General features: G+C 70.1%; 22 protein-coding genes. 7 read left to right on the top strand and 15 right to left on the bottom strand.

The features are described 5' to 3' along the window. Positions 1 to 96: 96 nt before the first annotated feature. From ACGFR7_RS07380 to ACGFR7_RS07345, 8 genes are all read right to left on the bottom strand, one after another. Positions 97 to 1,332, bottom strand: a complete 1,236-nt coding sequence (locus tag ACGFR7_RS07380) for a cytochrome P450 (RefSeq protein WP_393314313.1) — start codon at positions 1,330 to 1,332, stop codon at positions 97 to 99. Next, positions 1,248 to 2,630, bottom strand: a complete 1,383-nt coding sequence (locus ACGFR7_RS07375; protein ID WP_393314310.1) for a cytochrome P450 — start codon at positions 2,628 to 2,630, stop codon at positions 1,248 to 1,250. The genes ACGFR7_RS07380 and ACGFR7_RS07375 overlap by 85 nt, the downstream gene beginning before the upstream one ends. Then, entirely contained in the window at positions 2,627 to 3,205 is a 579-nt protein-coding gene (locus ACGFR7_RS07370) for an ATP/GTP-binding protein (protein ID WP_393315330.1), read from the bottom strand. Before ACGFR7_RS07370 ends, ACGFR7_RS07375 begins: the two co-directional genes overlap by 4 nt. Positions 3,206 to 3,233: 28 nt before the next feature. Next, positions 3,234 to 3,596 carry a DUF742 domain-containing protein gene (locus ACGFR7_RS07365; RefSeq protein WP_030413708.1) on the bottom strand — a complete coding sequence of 121 codons (363 nt, stop codon included), beginning with the start codon at positions 3,594 to 3,596 and terminating at the stop codon, positions 3,234 to 3,236. Continuing rightward, complete coding sequence (locus ACGFR7_RS07360) at positions 3,593 to 4,021, bottom strand: roadblock/LC7 domain-containing protein (protein WP_328386909.1); 429 nt, start codon at positions 4,019 to 4,021, stop codon at positions 3,593 to 3,595. The genes ACGFR7_RS07365 and ACGFR7_RS07360 overlap by 4 nt, the downstream gene beginning before the upstream one ends. Beyond that, a complete protein-coding gene (locus tag ACGFR7_RS07355) occupies positions 4,018 to 5,454 on the bottom strand; it encodes an ATP-binding protein (protein ID WP_393314306.1) in 1,437 nt (478 codons plus the stop codon). The genes ACGFR7_RS07360 and ACGFR7_RS07355 overlap by 4 nt, the downstream gene beginning before the upstream one ends. Positions 5,455 to 5,695: 241 nt before the next feature. Continuing rightward, the gene (locus tag ACGFR7_RS07350) at positions 5,696 to 5,908 is read right to left on the bottom strand and encodes a DUF397 domain-containing protein (RefSeq protein WP_393314303.1); all 213 of its coding nucleotides are present in this window, start codon (positions 5,906 to 5,908) and stop codon (positions 5,696 to 5,698) included. Next, positions 5,890 to 6,723: a helix-turn-helix domain-containing protein gene (locus tag ACGFR7_RS07345; RefSeq protein WP_393314301.1), complete on the bottom strand. Its 834-nt coding sequence runs from the start codon at positions 6,721 to 6,723 to the stop codon at positions 5,890 to 5,892. Before ACGFR7_RS07345 ends, ACGFR7_RS07350 begins: the two co-directional genes overlap by 19 nt. Positions 6,724 to 6,841: 118 nt before the next feature. On the opposite strand from ACGFR7_RS07345, the gene ACGFR7_RS07340 reads away from it, so the two are divergent. The 3 genes from ACGFR7_RS07340 (at position 6,842) to ACGFR7_RS07330 (ending at position 8,834) form a co-directional block, all read left to right on the top strand. Further along, positions 6,842 to 7,141, top strand: coding sequence for a hypothetical protein (locus ACGFR7_RS07340; protein ID WP_393314298.1), 300 nt, complete (start codon positions 6,842 to 6,844; stop codon positions 7,139 to 7,141). Between the two features lie 37 nt (positions 7,142 to 7,178). After that, a complete protein-coding gene (gene recO, locus ACGFR7_RS07335; RefSeq protein WP_350250842.1) occupies positions 7,179 to 7,925 on the top strand; it encodes a DNA repair protein RecO in 747 nt (248 codons plus the stop codon). A 90-nt stretch (positions 7,926 to 8,015) separates the two neighbouring features. Then, on the top strand, positions 8,016 to 8,834 hold the full coding sequence (locus ACGFR7_RS07330) for an isoprenyl transferase (RefSeq protein ID WP_393314295.1): 819 nt from the start codon (positions 8,016 to 8,018) through the stop codon (positions 8,832 to 8,834). Positions 8,835 to 8,932: 98 nt separating this feature from the next. Here the strand turns inward: ACGFR7_RS07330 and ACGFR7_RS07325 are convergent, their stop codons facing one another. The 6 genes from ACGFR7_RS07325 to ACGFR7_RS07300 all read right to left on the bottom strand — a co-directional run bounded on the left by ACGFR7_RS07325 (position 8,933) and on the right by ACGFR7_RS07300 (position 13,392). Then, a complete protein-coding gene (locus ACGFR7_RS07325) occupies positions 8,933 to 9,526 on the bottom strand; it encodes a hypothetical protein (RefSeq protein ID WP_393314292.1) in 594 nt (197 codons plus the stop codon). A 108-nt stretch (positions 9,527 to 9,634) separates the two neighbouring features. Next, the gene (locus ACGFR7_RS07320) at positions 9,635 to 9,763 is read right to left on the bottom strand and encodes a hypothetical protein (protein WP_393314289.1); all 129 of its coding nucleotides are present in this window, start codon (positions 9,761 to 9,763) and stop codon (positions 9,635 to 9,637) included. A gap of 251 nt (positions 9,764 to 10,014) precedes the next feature. Further along, positions 10,015 to 10,446, bottom strand: coding sequence for a transcriptional repressor (locus ACGFR7_RS07315; protein WP_328386914.1), 432 nt, complete (start codon positions 10,444 to 10,446; stop codon positions 10,015 to 10,017). 139 nt (positions 10,447 to 10,585) lie between these two features. Continuing rightward, positions 10,586 to 11,485 carry a metal ABC transporter permease gene (locus ACGFR7_RS07310; RefSeq protein ID WP_393314285.1) on the bottom strand — a complete coding sequence of 300 codons (900 nt, stop codon included), beginning with the start codon at positions 11,483 to 11,485 and terminating at the stop codon, positions 10,586 to 10,588. Between the two features lie 79 nt (positions 11,486 to 11,564). Continuing rightward, positions 11,565 to 12,344 (bottom strand): metal ABC transporter ATP-binding protein, encoded by a 780-nt coding sequence (locus ACGFR7_RS07305; protein WP_393314282.1) that lies wholly within the window; start codon positions 12,342 to 12,344, stop codon positions 11,565 to 11,567. 85 nt (positions 12,345 to 12,429) lie between these two features. Next, positions 12,430 to 13,392, bottom strand: a complete 963-nt coding sequence (locus ACGFR7_RS07300; protein ID WP_393314279.1) for a metal ABC transporter substrate-binding protein — start codon at positions 13,390 to 13,392, stop codon at positions 12,430 to 12,432. Between the two features lie 213 nt (positions 13,393 to 13,605). Between ACGFR7_RS07300 and ACGFR7_RS07295 the strand changes: the two genes are divergently transcribed. Continuing rightward, positions 13,606 to 14,988 carry a glycine--tRNA ligase gene (locus tag ACGFR7_RS07295; RefSeq protein WP_393314276.1) on the top strand — a complete coding sequence of 461 codons (1,383 nt, stop codon included), beginning with the start codon at positions 13,606 to 13,608 and terminating at the stop codon, positions 14,986 to 14,988. A gap of 153 nt (positions 14,989 to 15,141) precedes the next feature. Here ACGFR7_RS07295 and ACGFR7_RS07290 read toward each other — a convergent pair whose 3' ends face one another. Beyond that, positions 15,142 to 15,582, bottom strand: coding sequence for a hypothetical protein (locus ACGFR7_RS07290; protein WP_393314273.1), 441 nt, complete (start codon positions 15,580 to 15,582; stop codon positions 15,142 to 15,144). A gap of 176 nt (positions 15,583 to 15,758) precedes the next feature. On the opposite strand from ACGFR7_RS07290, the gene ACGFR7_RS07285 reads away from it, so the two are divergent. From ACGFR7_RS07285 to ACGFR7_RS07275, 3 genes are read left to right on the top strand one after another with little or no spacing between them, the layout of a single operon-like run. Continuing rightward, entirely contained in the window at positions 15,759 to 16,985 is a 1,227-nt protein-coding gene (locus ACGFR7_RS07285; RefSeq protein ID WP_393314270.1) for a sensor histidine kinase, read from the top strand. 29 nt (positions 16,986 to 17,014) lie between these two features. Next, positions 17,015 to 17,668: a response regulator gene (locus tag ACGFR7_RS07280; RefSeq protein ID WP_393315327.1), complete on the top strand. Its 654-nt coding sequence runs from the start codon at positions 17,015 to 17,017 to the stop codon at positions 17,666 to 17,668. A gap of 59 nt (positions 17,669 to 17,727) precedes the next feature. Then, positions 17,728 to 18,153 (top strand): hypothetical protein, encoded by a 426-nt coding sequence (locus tag ACGFR7_RS07275; protein WP_393314267.1) that lies wholly within the window; start codon positions 17,728 to 17,730, stop codon positions 18,151 to 18,153. The last annotated feature ends 197 nt before the right edge of the window (positions 18,154 to 18,350 follow it).

Below are 18,350 nucleotides of genomic sequence, written 5' to 3'. Positions count from 1 at the left end.
TGCGGTCCGTGCCGGGCCGCGCGGGGGAGCCGACCCGGAAAGACCCCGTCACCACAGCAGGGCGACGGGGTCGGGCACCGGGAGCGGCCAGGCGGTTCAGCCCCGCGTCAGACGCACCGGAAGGCCGCGCAGACCGCCCGAGATGAAGCCGTCCGTCGGCGCCAACTCCTCGGACGGTACGGCCAGTTGGAGGCCAGGAAAACGGGCGAAGAGGGCCGGCAGCGCGATCCGCGCCTCCATGCGGGCCAGCGGGGCACCCAGGCAGTGGTGGACGCCGTGGCCGAACGCCAGATGCTCCTGGTGGGTGCGCCGGACGTCGAAGTCGCCGGCCGTCCCGCCGTGGAACGCGGGGTCACGGCCCGCCGCCGCGTACGCCGGGAGGATCGCCTCGCCCTTGCGGATGGTGGGGCCGCCCGGGATCTCGATGTCCGCCACGGCGAAGCGGAGCGGGAGCGCCGCGATGCTGGGGGCCCAGCGCAGCGTCTCCTCGATCACGTCGTTCCAGGGCACTTCGCCCGAGCGCACCAGCTCGAGCTGTTCGGGGTGGGTCAGCAGGGCGTGCACGGCGTTGCCGAGGAGGTCGACGGTGGTCTCGTGGCCGGCGCCGATGACGAGCAGGAGGGTGTCGAGCAGTTCCTGCTCGGTCATCCGCTCGCCCTCGTCGTCCCGCGCGGAGACCAGCAGGCTCGTCAGGTCGTCGGCAGGGTGCTCGCGCTTGGCGGCGACCAGCCCTGACAGCAGCGCATGGACGGCCGCGCCGGTGGCGGCGGCCTGCTCCGGGGTGGCCGTGGTGTCCATGATGGCCGAGACGAGGCGGGCGAGTTCGGCGCGCTGCTCGCCCTCGGGGAACCCGAACAGCTCGCAGATCACCTGCATCGGCAGCGGGTGGTTGAAGCGGGCACGCAGGTCCACGGGTTCGCCCGCGGGGTGGGCGGCCAGGTCGTCCAGGAGGGCCGTGGTGACGGCCTCCACGCGCGGGAGCATGGCGTCGGTGCGGCGGGCGGTGAACGCCGGGGCGATCAGCTTGCGCAGCCGGCGGTGGTCGGCTCCGTACGCGGTGAACATGTTCGTGACGCCGATCCACGACTGCAGCCAGCTGCCGCGGATGTCGTCGCGCTGCCACAGCGGCCAGTGCTCCCGGGGGTTCTTGGAGACCCGGTCGTCGGTCAGCAGCTGCTTGAGGAGCGTGTGGCTGGTGACCGACCAGGCCTCGATGCCGCCGGGGAGCTCGGTGCGCGCCAGCGGGCCTAGCGCGCGGAGGCGGGCTGCCTCTCCGTGGATGTCGCTTCCGACCGGGTCGATGACGTAGGGCTGCTGTCCCTGTTGTGCCATGGAGTGGCTCCTGCCTGGTCGGGGGTGATGGGGGTGAAGCGGGCCGGGAGCGCGGCCAGGGCCCGGTGGAACGCACCGTTGCGCCACTTCAACTCGCGTGCGTCCACGGCGAGTTCGATGTCCGAGAGCCAGGCGGTCAGCCGCTCGATCGCGGTGGTGGCGATCAGCAGCGCGTGCCGCTTCACGGGGCAGGCATGCGGTCCTGCCGCCCAGGACAGGTGCGAGCCGCCGCCCGAGCCGGGACCCGTCTGCCCGGTGGTGTCGAACTGGCTGTTGGCGGCCGCGTACGACACCATCACCAGCTGCCCCTTGCGCACCCAGGTGCCGTGGAAGAAGACGTCACGGACCGGGAAGTGCGCGGAGTAGTTGGCCAGCGGCGGGTCGTTCCACAGCACCTCGTTGAGCGCGTCGTGCGCGGTCAGCGCGCCACCGGAGAGGGTGTGGTAGTAGCGGTCGTCGGAGAGCATCCGCGACAGCGCGTTGCCGATGAGGTTGGCGAGCGGTTCGTGGCCCGCGCCCATCGTGAGGATGATGTTGTGGATCAGTTCCTCGTCGTTGAGCGCGTTCGGGTGGTCCATGAACCAGGAGGTCAGGTCCGGCCCGCGCTCGGCCTTCTTGGAGCCGACCAGCTCCATGATGTAGCTGGTGTAGGCCTCGTTGGCGGCCGCGGCCTCCTCGGGGGAGTTGCCTTCCAGCATGCCCCCGATGGCCGTGATGAGCCGGTCGCTGTACGAATCCGGCATGCCGAAGAGGTTGTTGAACATCAGCAGCGGGATCAGCCGCGCATAGTCGGCGATCAGATCGACCTCGCCGTGCGCGCCGAAGCGCCGGATCAGGGAGTCCGCGGCGTGGTGGACGCGGGCACGCAGCTCGTGCGGCTCGACGAGCTTGAAGCTGTCGACGACGACGTCCCGGTAGCGGACGTGCGCCGGACCGTCGGCGTAGAAGATGTTGGGGCGCCACATCAGCATCGGCATGACCGGCGAGTCCGGCGGGACCGTGGTCATCCACTCCCGCGAGTCCTTGGACCAGGTGGCGTCGTCGTGCAGCAGATCGAGGGCGGCCCGGTAGTCGGTGACCAGCATCGCGGTCACCTCCGGCGCGATCTCGACCGGGGCCAGCGCACCGAACTGGCGCAACCGGTCGTAGATGCGGTGCGGATCGGCGGCGAAGTCCGGTCCGTAGAGCTTCACCGGCGTCTGTGCGTCGGGCTGGGCCGGTGCCTGCTGGTACGGGGCGGCGGCGTGCGCCGGGCAGCCCGGTGGCGGTGCGGCTCCCGGCTGGTGCGGGGAAGTCACGGGTTCGGGTTCTCCTCGGGGGTGTGGGCCAGGACGTGCCCGACGAGCGCGATCAGCGCGTCGACGGACTGCTCCCGGTCGCGGGCGTCGCACAGCACCAGCGGCGTCTCGGGGTGCAGATCGAGCGCCTCGCGGAGTTTTCCGACGTCGTACTGGGGCGCGTCGGGGAAGGTGTTGACCGCCACCGCGTAGCGCAGCCCGGCCTCCTCGACGATGTCCATGACCTCGAAGGAGTCCGCCAGGCGGCGGGTGTCGGCGAGGACGAGGGCGCCCAGCGCGCCGCGGGCGATGTCCTGCCACAGGGGGCGGAACCGTTTCTGCCCGGGGGTGCCGAACAGATAGAGCACCAGGTCCCCGGGCAGCGTCAGCCGCCCGAAGTCGATGGCGACGGTGGTGGTGGTCTTCTCCCGGACGCCGGCGAGATCGTCGACGATCGCGCCGGTCTGGGTCATGACCTCTTCGGTGTGCAGCGGCGGGGTTTCGGACAACGCGCGGATGAGCGTGGTCTTGCCGACGCCGAACGGCCCCGCCACCAGGAGTTTGACCAGGGTCTGGTTCTCGCCGGAGAGGTACATGCTGCCGGTGCTCGCGTCGGCGTGGGCGCTAGGACTTGAGAGAGCGGAGTCCATCGAGAACCCTCTCCAGGATCTGTCGGTCGAATTGCTCGGCTTCGGGAATGGGGACACGGGCGTGCAGCCGCCCGGCATCGACGAGGTCGGCCACCAGCACCTTCACCACGCTCACCGGCAGGTGAAGGTGGGCGGCGACCTCGGCCAGAGACAGCGCCCCGGGCTGCAGCAGCTCCAGGATGCGGTGCTCCTCCGGGCGTACCTCGCTGGTGATCGGCATCCCGACGCTGTGCAGCAGGGTGAGCCGGTCCAGGGTGTTGCGGCTGGGGCGGGCGCGTCCGCCGGTGGCCAGATAGGCCGGTACGAGGCGCCTGCCGCTGCTCTGGCGCGGGGTCATACGGGGTTACCCGTATCCCGGGCCGGGCTGTTCATGACCTTGTTGCCCAGGGTCGTCACCTGGATCTGCATGTGGTGGGCGACGACGCCCATGTTCACCTCCGGACCGGCGAAGACGGCGAGGCAGGTGTTCTCGCCGGCGGGTATCGCGAAGACGAAGCCCTCGTCGGACTCGATGACCGTCTGCCGCAGCCGGGTGTCGTCCTTCTCGGCGAACGCCGCGGTCACGGCACGGCCCGCGCCCTGGAGCGCGGACATCATCGCGGCGACACCCTCGCCGGAGTCACGCTTGAGGCCCGGCGAGGCGCCCTCGATGAAACCGTCACCGGAGATCACGGCTGCGTGAATAACATGCGGCAACTCCATGAGGGGCGCCAGCACCCAGGACTTGTCCTCGGCGACGCGGCGGCGGGTGGGGCTGTTCATGACTGAGCGTTCCCTTCGGGACTGCGAGGGGGTTCTGACTGGGCGGCTGCCCGGCCGGTTTCGGTACCACGCTGGAGTGCGGCCCAGCGGGATCCGGTCTCTTCCGGGGAGCGCGGGGGAGACGACTCGGTGCGCGGGGCACTCTCGTCGAGTTCGGACACGGGCTTACGGCGGCGTCGGCGCGGGAGTTCCCCGTCGGCCTGCTGGGCGGGTGCCTCGTAGGAGGGGGCGGGCTGCGCGGCGGGCGCGGGCTGCGCGGCGGGTGCGGCGGCCGGGGGCGGCGTCGCGGAACCCGTGGGCAGTGCGGAGGAGGAACGATCCGGCACCCCGGAACGGTGCGGCGGAGGAGCCATCACGGACATCGGCTGGGCGCTCTCGTCGAGGACGGTGAGGAGGGGGTCACCCGGGATGTACACGACCGCCCGCACACCGCCGTACGGCGACGGCTCGACATGCACCCCGAAGCCGTACTGGCGCACCAGTTGCCCGGCCGCCGCGAACCCGGACCGCGGCGGGTCGCCGAGCTGGGTGAGCAGCAGGTCCTCGTCACCTGACAGCAGCTCCATCGCGGCCTTGATCTCGTCGTCGTGCATCCCGACGCCGTAGTCGTCGACGATCACCGACGCACCGCGGTTGCCCTGCTGGAGGGTGATGGTGACCGGAAGTTCACGGTGCGAGTGGTGCAGCGCGTTCGCCAGCAGCTCGGTGACCACGATCGCGACCGGCTCCACGGCCCGCGCCACCACGGCGACCGGGTCGCGCAACTGGTTGCTGACCTGCACCCGTTCGTAGCCGCGCAGCCGGGAGGTGGCACCGACGACCAGCTCGGCGAGGTAGGAGTCCTCGCGGGTCAGGCCCGGCCAGGCGCCGCAGACGACACCGGTGGCCTGGATGCGCCGCAGCGCCTGCTCGTTGAGGAAGTCGGCGTTCAGCAGGTCCTGGGCGACGTTCGGGTCGTCGTAGCGGTGCTGCATCTCCTGCAGCGCCGACTGGAGCTGGTAGAGCAGCGCCTGGATGGTGGTGGTCGCGCCGCGCAGGGTGGACTGGGCGGCGGCGTCGACGCGCGCCCGTTCCTTGGTGATCGCGTCGCTGACCTGCTCCAGTACGGCGCTCAGCGCCTGGTCGGTCTCCGTCCCGGCGAACCGGGCGTCCATCAGCCCCGGTACGGGCACATGCGGGTGGGCCAGCGCCAGCGTCAGGTCGGGGAGCCGGGTACCGGCCAGGTGCCGGATCTCGGCCTCGGTGGCGCGCAGCCGGGCCGACAGCTCCGTATTGCTGTGGAGCGTGGCGCTGTTCTGTTCCTCAGCGGCGGACAGGCGCGTTCTCAGACCGGCGCGCTGCCCGCGCGCGCGGATCGAGAGCGCCGCCAGGACCACGGCGGCGGCCGTACCTGCGCTGAGGCACCACAACAGCGCCTCCGGTATGGATGTCATCGAGATCCTCAATTGGGGTACTGACTGGGTCGGCCGGCCATCACGGCGTCGTGCTGCCGATCATCACGGGATGCTACCGGGCTGTTGACGTGCCGTGAGGGCCACTTCCCTTGGGGGACTGAGAAGTGCGGAAGGTCGCCTTCCGCCCGCGATGCCCCGGACCATAACGTGATGTGGCCCCGTCATCCAGTGGGATGGCGGGGCCTTTGTGTGGCTGGTGTGTACGCCTGGTGAAAGACGGTCAGGCGGCTGCGAATTTACCGTCTTTGACGGCGTCGACGAACGTGGTCCAGCGGGTGGCCGGGACGGTGAGCACCGGGCCGTGGGGGACCTTGCTGTCGCGGACGGGGACTACGCCGGGGTGGTTGTCGGAGACTTCAAGGCAACTGCCGCCGTTCTGGTCGCTGTAGCTGCTCTTACGCCAGCGGGCGGCGCTCAGGTCGTACTCACGCATCGTCTGAAGTCCTCCGCCGCCGACTCGATCAGGGCCCGGGACGCCTCCGGCGACAGCGCGGCGGCCCTGAGCAGATCGTAGCCCTCCTGTACGCGCTTCACTACGGCCGGATTGTCCAGCAGATTCCCCGAATACACGCCTTCCGTATAGACGGTTGGCGGGGCGTCGTCGAACTCCATCAGCGTCAGCATCTTGCCCATGACGGGGTACGCGCCTGCCGCGAACGGGACGACCTGCACCAGGATCTTCCGCTCACGGGCGAGCTGGGCAATGTGCTCCACCTGCTCCGCCATGACGGCCGGACCGCCTACCGGCACCCGGAGGAGCCCTTCATGGACTACGGCCCAATACGTCGGCCGCGTTCCTTCCTTGAGGATGACGGCCCGGTCCAGGCGAGCGCGGACCTTGTCCTCGATGTACTCGTCCGGGGCGAGTGGGTTTCCCGCGAGCAGGAGCGCCTGTGTGTACGCCGCAGTTTGCAGGAGCCCCGGCACAATCAGCGCCTCACAGTCGGAAATCCTCGTCGCCTGCCGCTCCAGCTCCGCCGCTGCCGCGAAGTAGTCCGGGTACCGCTGGTCATCGATCAGCTTTCGCCAGGTCCGCTCGAAAAAGCCATCGGTTTGTAGAACCTCGTCGATCCTCACCGCCACATCCAACTGCGGCTTCCGAAACGCCTGCTCGAACTGGCTGATGTAGCCGCCGGAGACGAAGACCATCCGCCCCAGGGCCTCCTGGGTTAAGTGCGCCTCCTCCCGGCGGCGCTTGAGTTCCGCGCCCCAGAATTCCCATGCTGCCTGTCGTGAAGCTTGGGCCATCGCTGACTCCCGTTCTCTTCCCGGCAGTTGTATTGCCGACCTCCTTGCCCAGCCTAGTTCCGCACCGTCACGCTCTGAATGCGAACAGTGAAACCCCTCACGGAAAGTGCGGACGCTCATGAGCCAGCCCAAGGAAGTGGAAACCGTGACGACGGATCTGCGGGAAGCCCTCGCCCGCGTCGGCGTCGTGCTGCCTTCCCTGCGCCCCGACCCCGTCTCGTACGAGCACCGGTATCTGCCGCCGCTCGTGGAGCTGGGGCGCTGCACGATGGACGTCGCCCGGCGGCTGACCCGCGCGCTGGACGGGTCCCCGCCGGAGCTCGCCGAGCCCGCACCGCACCCGCAGGACACCGTTGCCGAGCGGCTGAGCGTCGCGACCGCGTACGCCAATGCCCGCAGCCGGGGTGAACGGGCCTGAGAGACGCCCGCCCCCGCCCATGCGCGAGAATGGCGCCATGAGTCTGTTCCGCGACGACGGCATCGTGCTGCGCACCCAGAAGCTGGGTGAGGCGGACCGGATCATCACGCTGCTCACCCGGGGTCACGGCCGGGTCCGTGCGGTGGCGCGTGGGGTGCGGCGGACGAAGTCGAAGTTCGGGGCGCGGCTGGAGCCGTTCTCGCACGTCGATGTGCAGTTCTATGCGCGCGGCAGCGAGCTGATCGGGCGCGGGCTGCCGCTGTGCACGCAGAGCGAGACGATCGCGGCGTACGGCGGCGGGATCGTCACGGACTACGCCCGCTACACGGCCGGCACGGCCATGCTGGAAACCGCCGAGCGGTTCACCGACCACGAGGGCGAGCCCGCCGTACAGCAGTACCTGCTGCTGGTCGGGGGGCTGCGGACGCTGGCCAACGGCGAACACGAGCCGCATCTGGTGCTGGACGCCTTTCTGCTGCGCTCGCTCGCCGTCAACGGCTATGCGCCGAGTTTCGACAGCTGCGCACGGTGCGGGCTGCCCGGTCCCAACCGGTTCTTCTCCGTGGGGGCGGGTGGTGTGACCTGCGGCGACTGCCGGGTGCCGGGGAGCGTCGTACCCTCCTCTGAGGCCATCGGCCTCCTGAGCGCGCTGCTGACCGGCGACTGGGAGACCGCGGACGCCTGCGAGGCCCGTCATGCCCGGGAGGGCAGCGGCCTGGTCACGGCGTATCTGCACTGGCATCTGGAGCGGGGCCTGCGTTCCCTCCGGTACGTAGAGAAATAGCGAACACCACCCCAAAGACACATACGCTCCTCAAGGCACAACGCCCTCAAGACACAAACGCCCTCAAGACACATAGGAGACGTGGGCCGCATGGCACGACGCGGGATTCTGGGCCGTAATCGACGTGAGTACGTGACGCCCGAGCCGCACCCTTCCGGTGCGCGGCCGCCGAAGATCCCCGGTGAGCTCGTACCGAACCATGTGGCGGTCGTCATGGACGGCAACGGCCGGTGGGCCAAGGAGCGCGGGCTGCCGCGGACCGAGGGGCACAAGGTCGGCGAGGGCGTCGTCCTGGACGTCCTCAAGGGCTGCATCGAAATGGGCGTGAAGAATCTTTCGCTGTACGCCTTCTCGACGGAGAACTGGAAGCGGTCGCCCGACGAGGTCCGCTTCCTGATGAACTTCAACCGCGATGTGATCCGGCGGCGCCGGGACGAAATGGACGCGCTGGGTATTCGCATCCGGTGGGTCGGCCGGATGCCGAAGCTGTGGAAGTCCGTGGTGCAGGAACTCCAGATCGCCCAGGAGCAGACCAAGGACAATGACGCCATGACGCTGTATTTCTGCGTGAATTACGGCGGGCGGGCCGAGATCGCGGATGCGGCGGCGGCCATCGCGGCGGATGTGCGGGCCGGAAAGCTGGACCCGTCGAAGGTGAACGAGAAGACCATCGCGAAGTACATGTACTACCCGGACATGCCGGATGTGGATCTCTTCGTGCGGCCGTCCGGTGAGCAGCGGACCTCGAACTACCTGATCTGGCAGAGCGCCTATGCCGAGATGGTTTTCCAGGACATTCTGTGGCCGGATTTCGACCGCCGGAATCTGTGGCAGGCGTGCCTGGAGTACGCGAAGCGGGACCGCAGGTTCGGGGCTGCGCCGGAGGCGGAGGACCGGTCCGCGAGGTAAGGCGCCCAGGGGTGTGCCAAGGGGGCGGGCCAGGGGCCGGCGCTGTTCGGGCGAACGCCGCCGGCCCCTGGCCCCTCTGCGCCGTGTGCCGTGTGCCGTCAGGAGTGCCAGATCTCGCGGAGGTGCGAGACGGCGCCGGAGCCGTTCACGGTGATCTCGTAGATGTCTCCCGAGCAGGCGAGCGGCGGCTTGACCTGGTCGTGCTTCAGGCAGGCGGTGAGGTGCCGGGTGAGCGTGGCGAGGGGCACCGTGCGGTGGCCGGTCGCGCCGGTGCTCAGCTCGGCCGTGGCGCCCGGGGCCAGCGGCCGTCGGGCGGCCTTCCCCGTCCCCGCATAGCCTCCGCCGTTGGGATCGCAGGCGAACTCCGCGGCCCGGACGGACAGCGCGCCCTGCGACGGCGCGCTCATGACCTGCACCATCCGGTGCCCCTTGGCCACCGTGCCGGGGGTGCAGCCGGAGGACGGCTCCGGGTCGACCGGCAGGTCCTTCACCGGCGAGGCCGGGGCTGACGCCGGGGCGGAGGGAGCCGGTGAGCCGGATGGCGCGGCCGCCGGGGATGAGGCGTCCGGGGCCGCTGAGGCGGCCGAGGCGGTTGCTTCCCGGGAAGCGTCCGCGTCCTCGCCCTTGCAGGAGGTCAGTGTGGCCAGTGCCGCAGCGACAGCGGCTGCGGCGAGCAGGCGGCGGGTGAACATGCAGGAGTTCTCTCTCGTCCAGCGAAGCGGATGCTTCGTCAGCAGGGCTGCGACAGGCGACACGCGACCGGCGGCAGGCGGCAGGCGGCAGGCGGGTGGCCGACGTGCTCAGCGTGGAGAGCGGGTCGCCGCGAGGTGCGCGATCTCGGCCGGCGTCGTCATGACGTCCTTGCCGGTCGCGACCGCGTCGCCGGCCGGCTCGGTGCCGTCGTCCCGGAGTTCCCCGAGAACGTCCATGTTCTACCCCCGTGTACGCGTGTAGCTCCACGCTGATGCCGCGTAAGGCTAGCAGCGGCGTGTACCTGACAGGTGTCCCCTGGCGCGTTCGGCGGTCCGGACAGACGGAAGGGCCGCCTCCGTGTGGAGGCGGCCCGCTCGCGCGCTCGCTGCTGTCCTTGCCCCGCGGCTACGGCGATGCTGTCCTTGCCCCGCGGCTACGGCGATGCTGTTCTTGCCCCGCGGCTACGGCGATCGCTGCTTCCGCGCCGCTACTTCTGCTCCGCCGCGGACCGTGCCGCGCACTCCCCGCAGGTCCCGAAGATCTCGATGGTGTGCGCCACGTCCCGGAAGCCGTGCTCCGCGGCGATCTGGTCGGCCCACTTCTCCACCGCGGGGCCCTCGACCTCGACGGCCTTGCCGCAGGCCCGGCACACCAGATGGTGATGGTGATCGTCGGTGCTGCACCGGCGGTAGACGGCCTCGCCCTCGCTGGTGCGCAGTACGTCGACCTCACCGGCATCGGCGAGGGACTGCAGCGTCCGGTAAACGGTGGTCAGCCCGACCGAGTCGCCCTTGTGCTTGAGCATGTCGTGCAGCTCCTGCGCGCTGCGGAACTCGTCGACCTCGTCGAGTGCGGCCGACACCGCGGTCCGCTGCCGCGTCGACCGGCCGCGTACCGGAGATCCCGCGCTCGTCGCCACCGTTGCCTCCCTAGGACGTCAGGACTTCCCCCTGCACGTGCGTCCCGCCATTGTGCCAGGTGATGACCGGACCACCGGGGGGACGCTTACGCGTACGTCTTTGTGCTCACGCTACCTGCCGGCACCTGCCTGCCCGCGCTCATCCGGCCACGCTGACATCGTCCATGGCGGCGCGGCCGCCGGGTACCTCCAGGGTGCACCCCTCGGAGCCCTCCGCGGCAGCCCTGGCGCGCTTTTTCGCGAGCGGCGCGGCGAGCGCCGTGAAGAGCACGAACAGTCCGATGGCGAACAGCACGATCGTGGCGCCGGAGGGCACGTCCACGTAGAACGAGGTGGCGGTGCCCGTAAGGGTGACCGCGACACCGATCGCGACGGCCACCGCGAAGGTGAGGGCGAAGCTGCGGCTGATCTGCTGGGCGGCCGCGACCGGGATCACCATCAGGGCGCTGACCAGCAGCAGCCCGACGACCCGCATGGCGACGGTGACCGTGACCGCGGCGGTGATGGCGACCAGCAGATTGAGCAGCCGCACCGGCAGGCCCGTCACCCGGGCGAATTCCTCGTCCTGGCAGACGGCGAACAGCTGGCGGCGCAGGCCGATCGTGATCGCCAGCACCAGGGCGGCCAGGACGTAGATCGTCGTCATGTCCTGGGGCGAGACGGTGGTGATCGAGCCGAAGAGGTAGGTGCCGAGGTTGGCGTTGGAGCCGGCGTCGGAGAGGTTCATCAGCATCACGCCGCCCGCCATACCGCCGTAGAACAGCATGGCCAGCGCCAGGTCACCGCGGGTCTTGCCGTACCAGCGGATCAGCTCCATGACGACGGAGCCGGCGATGGCCACGGCGGTGGCGACCCACACCGGGCTGGTGTTGAGCAGGAAGCCGAGGCCGACGCCGGTGAGGGCGACATGGCCGATACCGTCGCCCATCAGGGCCTGGCGGCGCTGGACGAGGTAGATGCCGATGGCGGGGGCGGTGACGCCGACGATCAGGGCGGCGATCAGGGCCCGCTGCATGAAGGCGTAGCTCAGGATTTCCATGTCGGTCGTCCTCGCGAAAGGGAGCTGGCGCTCGGGTGTCGGCTGGGGGTGCGGGGAGTGTCCCCGGAAGATCGCGGCATCAGCTCAGCAGCCCCGTCCGGATCGGTTCCGCGGCCGCATCGGCGTGCGGGTGGACATGATCATGGCCGGGCAGCGCATGCTGGCCCACGGCCTCGGGCGGCGGGCCGTCGTGGACCACGCAGCCGTCCCGCAGCACCACCGCGCGGTCGATCAGCGGCTCCAGCGGGCCCAGCTCGTGCAGCACGAGCAGGACGGTGGTGCCGCGGCCGACCTGTTCGCGCAGTGCGGAGGCGAGCACTTCCTGGCTGGCCAGGTCGACGCCGGCCATCGGCTCGTCCATGATCAGCAGGTCCGGTTCGCCGGCCAGCGCGCGGGCGATCAGCACCCGCTGGTGCTGTCCGCCGGAGAGCGCGTTGACGGAGTCCTTGGCCCGGTCCGCCATGCCGACCAGTTCCAGGGCGTGGTGCACCGCGGCGCGGTCGGCCTTGCGCAGGATCCCCAGCTTCGTACGGGCGAGCCGGCCGGCCGTGACGACCTCGCGAACGGTGGCGGGGACGCCGCCGGCCGCGGTGGTGCGCTGCGGTACGTACCCGATCCGGGCCCAGTCCCGAAACCGCCGGAACGGCGTGCCGAAGAGGGCCAGCTCGCCGCCGGTGAGCGGGACCTGGCCGATCACCGAGCGGACGGCGGTGGACTTGCCGGAGCCGTTGGCGCCGAGGAGCGCGACGACCTCCCCGGTGCGCACCGTCAGGTCGACGCCGCGCAGGACGGGGCGGGCGCCCAGGGAGGCGGTGGCCCCGCGCAGGTCGATGACCGGCTGGCCGGGCGACTGGTTCATGGTGACCTCCGTCACGTGTGGTGCGGTGTCCGTCACTTGCGGGCGTCCGTCGGGTGTCCGGTCTTTGTCACTTGTCCGGTCTCCGTCACTTGCTGCCGAGCGCCTTCTGGAGCGCGGCGAGGTTGGCGCGCTGCACCCCGAAGTAGTCCCTGCCGCGGGACTTGTCGTTGATCCCTTCGAGCGGGTCGAGGACATCCGTCTTCAGGTGCAGGTCACCGGCCAGGGCCTTGGCGGTGGCCGGGTTGGCGATCGTCTCGAAGAAGACGGTCGAGACGTGGTGCTCCGCGGCGAGGGTGTGCAGATCCTTGATGCGGTGGGCGCTGGGCTCGGACTCGGGGTCGAGGCCGCTGATGGCCTCCTCGGTCAGGCCGTAGCGCTCGGCGAGGTAGCCGAAGGCCGCGTGGGTGGTGAGGAAGGTGTCCGAGGACCGCTTCTTCAGTCCGTCCCGGAAGTCCTTGTCCAGCCCGTCCAGCTTCTTCACCAGGGCATCGGTGTTCTTCTGGTAGGCGGCCCGGTGGTCCGGGTCGGCCTTGGCGAGGGTCTTGTTCACGCCCTTGGCGACCTCGGCGTACTTCACGGGGTCGAGCCAGATGTGCGGGTCGTTGCCGCCCTCGGCCTCGGAGTGCGAGTGGTTGTCGCCGGTGGTGTGGTGGTGACCGTCGACCTCGGTGCCGTGCTTTTCGAGGGAGGTCAGCGCGGCGGCGTCGGCGACGTGCTTGTTGCCGGACTGCGCGACGGCGTCGTCCACGGCGGGCTGCAGGCCCTTGAGGTAGACGATCGCGCCGGAGTCGCCGAGCCGGCCGGTCTGCCTCGGGGTGAGCTCCAGGTCGTGCGGCTCGGTGCCCGGCTTGGTGAGGTCGGTCACCTCGACGTGCTTCCCGCCGATCTGCCGGGCGAGGAATTCCATGGGGTAGAAGGACGCTGTCACCCGCAGCCTGCCGTCCTCGGTGCGGGCCCCGCCGGCGGGGGAGCAGGCGGAGAGGGCCAGCAGGCCGAGCACCGAGACTCCGGCGAGGGTCGCGGTGGATATGTGACGGCGTATGTTCATGACACTCATTTTCAACAAAGTTGGAAACGATTGTCAACAACAGGTGGGTGGGTGTGAGCGGGGCGACAACGGGGCCGGAACCGATTTGATCCAGAGGGTGCGGCCGCCGGTACCCTGAACTATTCGCCCACCCGTCTCCCGGCCTGCACCCCCCCCAGCGAGACGTTCGGGCGCCGCCCGTCCATCGTTCGTCGTCGTAATGAAGAGAGCACCGTGGCCGCCGACAAGATCGATACCATCGTCAGCCTGAGCAAGCGCCGTGGCTTCGTCTACCCCTGCAGTGAGATCTACGGCGGCTCCCGCGCTGCCTGGGACTACGGTCCGCTGGGCGTCGAGCTCAAGGAGAACATCAAGCGTCAGTGGTGGCGCGCCATGGTCACCTCCCGCGAAGACGTCGTCGGCCTCGACTCGTCGGTGATCCTGGCCCCCGAGGTCTGGCAGGCGTCCGGCCACGTCGCCACCTTCACCGACCCGCTCACCGAGTGCACCTCCTGCCACAAGCGCTTCCGCGCCGACCACCTGGAAGAGGCGTACGAGGCCAAGCACGGCCGGCTCCCCGAGAACGGCATGGCGGACATCAACTGCCCGCACTGCGGCAACAAGGGCGGCTTCACCGAGCCCAAGCAGTTCTCCGGCCTGCTCTCCACCCACCTCGGCCCCTCGCAGGACACCGCCTCGGTCGCCTACCTGCGCCCCGAGACCGCGCAGGGCATCTTCACCAACTTCGCCCAGGTGCAGCAGACGTCGCGCAAGAAGCCGCCGTTCGGCATCGCGCAGATGGGCAAGTCCTTCCGCAACGAGATCACGCCCGGCAACTTCATCTTCCGGACCCGTGAGTTCGAGCAGATGGAGATGGAGTTCTTCGTCAAGCCGGGCGAGGACGAGAAGTGGCAGGAGTACTGGATGGCCGAGCGGTGGAACTGGTACCGCGACCTCGGCATCCGCGAGGAGAACATCCGCTGGTTCGAGCACCCGGCCGAGAAGCTTTCGCACTACTCCAAGCGCACCGCCGACATCGAGTACCGCTTCAACTTCGGCGGCACCGAGTTCTCCGAGCTGGAGGGTGTGGCCAACCGCACCGACTACGACCTGTCCGCGCACGCCAAGGCGTCCGGCCAGGACCTCTCCTACTTCGACCAGGAGGCCGGCGAGCGCTGGACTCCGTACGTCATCGAGCCGGCCGCCGGTGTGAACCGCGCGATGCTCGCCTTCATGCTCGACGCGTACATCGAGGACGAGGCGCCCAACGCCAAGGGCAAGATGGAGAAGCGCACCGTCATGCAGCTCGACCCGCGCCTGGCGCCGGTCAAGGTCGCGGTGCTGCCGCTGTCCCGTAACCCGCAGCTGTCGCCGAAGGCGAAGGGGCTGGCCACGGACCTGCGCAAGAACTGGAACATCGAGTTCGACGACGCGGGCGCGATCGGCCGCCGCTACCGCCGCCAGGACGAGATCGGCACGCCGTTCTGCGTCACGGTCGACTTCGACACCCTCGACGACAACGCGGTGACCGTGCGCGAGCGCGACACCATGAAGCAGGAGCGGGTCAGCCTGGACCAGATCCAGGCCTACCTGGGCGCGCGGCTGCTCGGCTGCTAGTCCTTCGCGGGGCGGGCCGCCTCTCGCGGGGCGGCCGTTTCTCGCGGGGCTGCGGCCCTCGCTCGTGACCTCAGGCGCCGGTCGGGCTCGGATTTTCCGGGCCGGGCCGGCGCTTTTGTGCGGGGTGCCGGCGTTTTTGCCCAAGACCATCCCTCAGGCGTCTCGCGTCCGCCATGAGGCGAGCCGGGCGCACAGGCCCGCCAGGGGTAATTCCGCTCCGACGGCCATGGCGAGGGCGGTGGCCAGCTCTGCGCCGGGGGCGGCGGTGGCCAGGTCGAGGCAGGCGTCGGCGAGGAGCAGGACCGCCGCGGCGGCCGCGGGGGCGCGGTGGCGGGAGTCGCCGCGCAGCAGCCGGGTGCCGGCGGCGAGGAGGGCGGCGGCCTCCAGGGTGTCCAGGACGACCCAGGCGGCGGCCTCGGCGGGCGGGAGGGTGCCGGCGAGGTAGCCGAGCCAGGGGAGGAGCGCGAGCCCGGCGCCACTCAGGATCCTGCCCTGCAGGCGGCGCGCCGCGGTGAGCCGTACGGGGCCGCGGGCGCTGCCGGTGACAGGGCAACTGCCGCTCCCGGAGGGGACGTTGAAGGCGGTAAGAGTCATGGAAAGGGTCTCTTTCGAAGTCGCGAACCCGGCCGTCGGGCTCGGGATCAACACTCCGGTTTTCGCAGGCCACCGTCAGTAACGTCGCTGTCCGACTTGGGGTGGCACCAGCTGCACCCTCGCTGCGGATGCTGCCGTCATGGCCGCCGGGTGAACCCGCCCCATACGGTTGGATCATGACCGTCCCGCCCCGGCTGCGCCGGGCTCTCGTCCGTATGCGTCGTGACATCGCCTTCATAGCCGCCGGAATGACACTGCATCTCCTTCCGCTGGCGCTGCACGTCTGGGTGGTGGTGCTGTCGCTCTGCACCGCGCTCGACCCGGACCCCGAGACGCCGGTGATGCTGGGGCTCACGCTTCCCCTGGTGGCCGTCGCGGGCTGGGGGCTGACCGAGCCGCAGCGCTGGCGGTTCCGGGCGCTGTGCGGGGTGGAGCTGCCGCGGCTGCGGTTCAAGGAGGCCAAGCGGCAGTTCGGCTACAACTTGCTGATCGGTCCGCTGCTCGGCGTACTGGAATTCCTGCTGCTGGCAATGCTGTTGGCGGCACTGGCGGCGTCGCTGGTCCTGGTGTGGATCTGGGCGGTGTCGTGGCGGTGGCGGGTCGGTCACCCCGGCTACACCACCACGGCCTCGTACCTCACCGTGCTGGGGCTGGTGGCGCTCGCCGCGGTGCCGGTACTGGCCACCGGACTCGTCCGGCTGGAGATCCTGGTGGGGCGGGCCGTGCTGGGGGTGAGCCGGTCCGACGAGCTGGCGCGACGGGTCGAGGACCTTACCGAGAGCCGGGCCGGTGCGGTGGACGCCGCGGATGCCGAACGGCGGCGCATCGAGCGGGATCTGCACGACGGCGCGCAGCAGCGGCTGGTGTCGCTGGCGTTGAATCTGGGGCTGGCCAAGGCCACGCTCACGGATCTGCCCCCGGAGGCGCGGGAGGTCATCGACGTCGCGCACCGCGAGGCGAAGGACGCCATCGAGGAGCTCAACAACCTGGTGCGCGGGCTGCATCCGGCCGTTCTGGACGAGCTGGGGCTGGACGCCGCGCTGTCCGGACTCGCGGCCCGTGCCCCGCTGCCCGTCCGGCTGCGGGTGGATCTGCCGCCCCGCCTGCCGCAGCGTGCGGCACCGGCCATCGAGGCGGTCGCCTACTTCGTGGTCTCCGAGGCGCTGACGAATATCGCCAAGCACGCACGGGAGGCGACCCGGGCGGACGTGACGGTCACCCGGCTCGGCGAGATACTGCGGGTGGTGATCGCCGACGACGGTGTGGGTGGCGCCGATCCGTCCAAGGGGAGCGGTCTGAAGGGGCTCGCCCAGCGTGTGCGGTCCGTGGACGGAACCTTCCGGATGAGCAGCCCCGTGGGGGGCCCGACCATGATGAACGTGGAGCTGCCGTGCCCGATGTGAGGCGTGCCGTGCCCGATGTGAGGCGTGCCGTGATCGCCGAGGATTCCGTGCTGCTGCGGATCGGGCTGGTCAAGGTGGTGGAGATGGCCGGGTTCGAGGTGGTGGCCGAGGCGGGCGACGCGCAGGAGCTGCTGGCGGCGGTCGAGGAACACCGTCCCGGTCTCGCGGTGGTGGACGTCCGGATGCCGCCCGGCTTCACCGACGAGGGCGTACGTGCCGCACTGTCGATACGTCAGAAATATCCGAGCACGGCTGTGTTGATCCTCTCCCAGTACGTCGAGGAGCGCTACGCGGCCGATCTGCTCGCGACGAACACCAGCGGTGTCGGCTATCTGCTCAAACAACGGGTCGCGGATGTCGAGGAGTTCATCGAGGCGCTGCGGAGGGTGGCGGCCGGCGGGACGGCGCTGGACCCGCAGGTCGTCGCCCAGCTGCTGGTGCGGCGCTCCAGCGATCCGCTGGAGCGGCTGACGGACCGCGAACGGGACGTGCTCGCCCTGATGGCCGAGGGCCGCTCCAACGCGGGCATCGCCGCCCAGCTCGTGGTGAGCGAGAGCGCGGTCGCCAAGCACATCAACAACATCCTCGCCAAACTGGACCTTCCCAGGGCGGACGCCGATCACCGGCGGGTGCTGGCGGTGCTGCACTTCCTCGGGATGGGCGGCCAGGACGACAGGTCCTAGTACTCCAACCGTCACGGCAAACACCGGTGGAGTACCAGGGCCTGTCGTGAAAGTGGATCTTGCGCTGTGAGCTGGTCCTTGCCCACCTCAAGGACCTCTCCTCGACAGGGCGCACCCTGGAGGGCGTGCTGGCGCGCGAGGACATCCCCGCCAGGGAGCGAATCCTCGCACTGTTCGACCCGCCCCCGGCCGGCACGGATCCCGTGCGTGGATGCCCGTTCATCGACGCCGCCGTGGAATTCCCCGACCCGCAGAACGCGGTCCACTCCTACGCCCGCGAACGGAAACTGCTGATGGTGCGGCTGGTGGCCGACCTGATAGCGGAACTGGGCTGCCGCGAGCCCTCCGTCCTCGCCGGGCAGCTCGTGACCCTCGCGGACGGCGCCGCCAGCCGCGCCATGGTGCTGGACGAGGCGAACTACGGCCGGCACGCACGGGCAGCGGCGGAGATCCTCCTGAACAACGCGCTGCCGACCACAACCTGACCGGCCCCGCCTGGTTGCCCGGTATGCCTGGCGTCTGATGCGAAGATCCGTACGCTCGACCGGGAAAGGCAAGGCAGGCGGCGGGACTTTCCCCACAGGCCCTAGGCACTGTTTCTCGGATCTCCTGACGCGGGTGGAGTGTTGGCGTCAGGCTGGCTGTATGGGCCGTGGGGATCTGACGAATGCGGAGTGGGATC

The organism is Streptomyces sp. NPDC048516, assembly GCF_043199875.1.
Lineage (GTDB): Bacteria > Actinomycetota > Actinomycetes > Streptomycetales > Streptomycetaceae > Streptomyces.
This window is presented reverse-complemented; position numbering and strand designations above follow the sequence as displayed.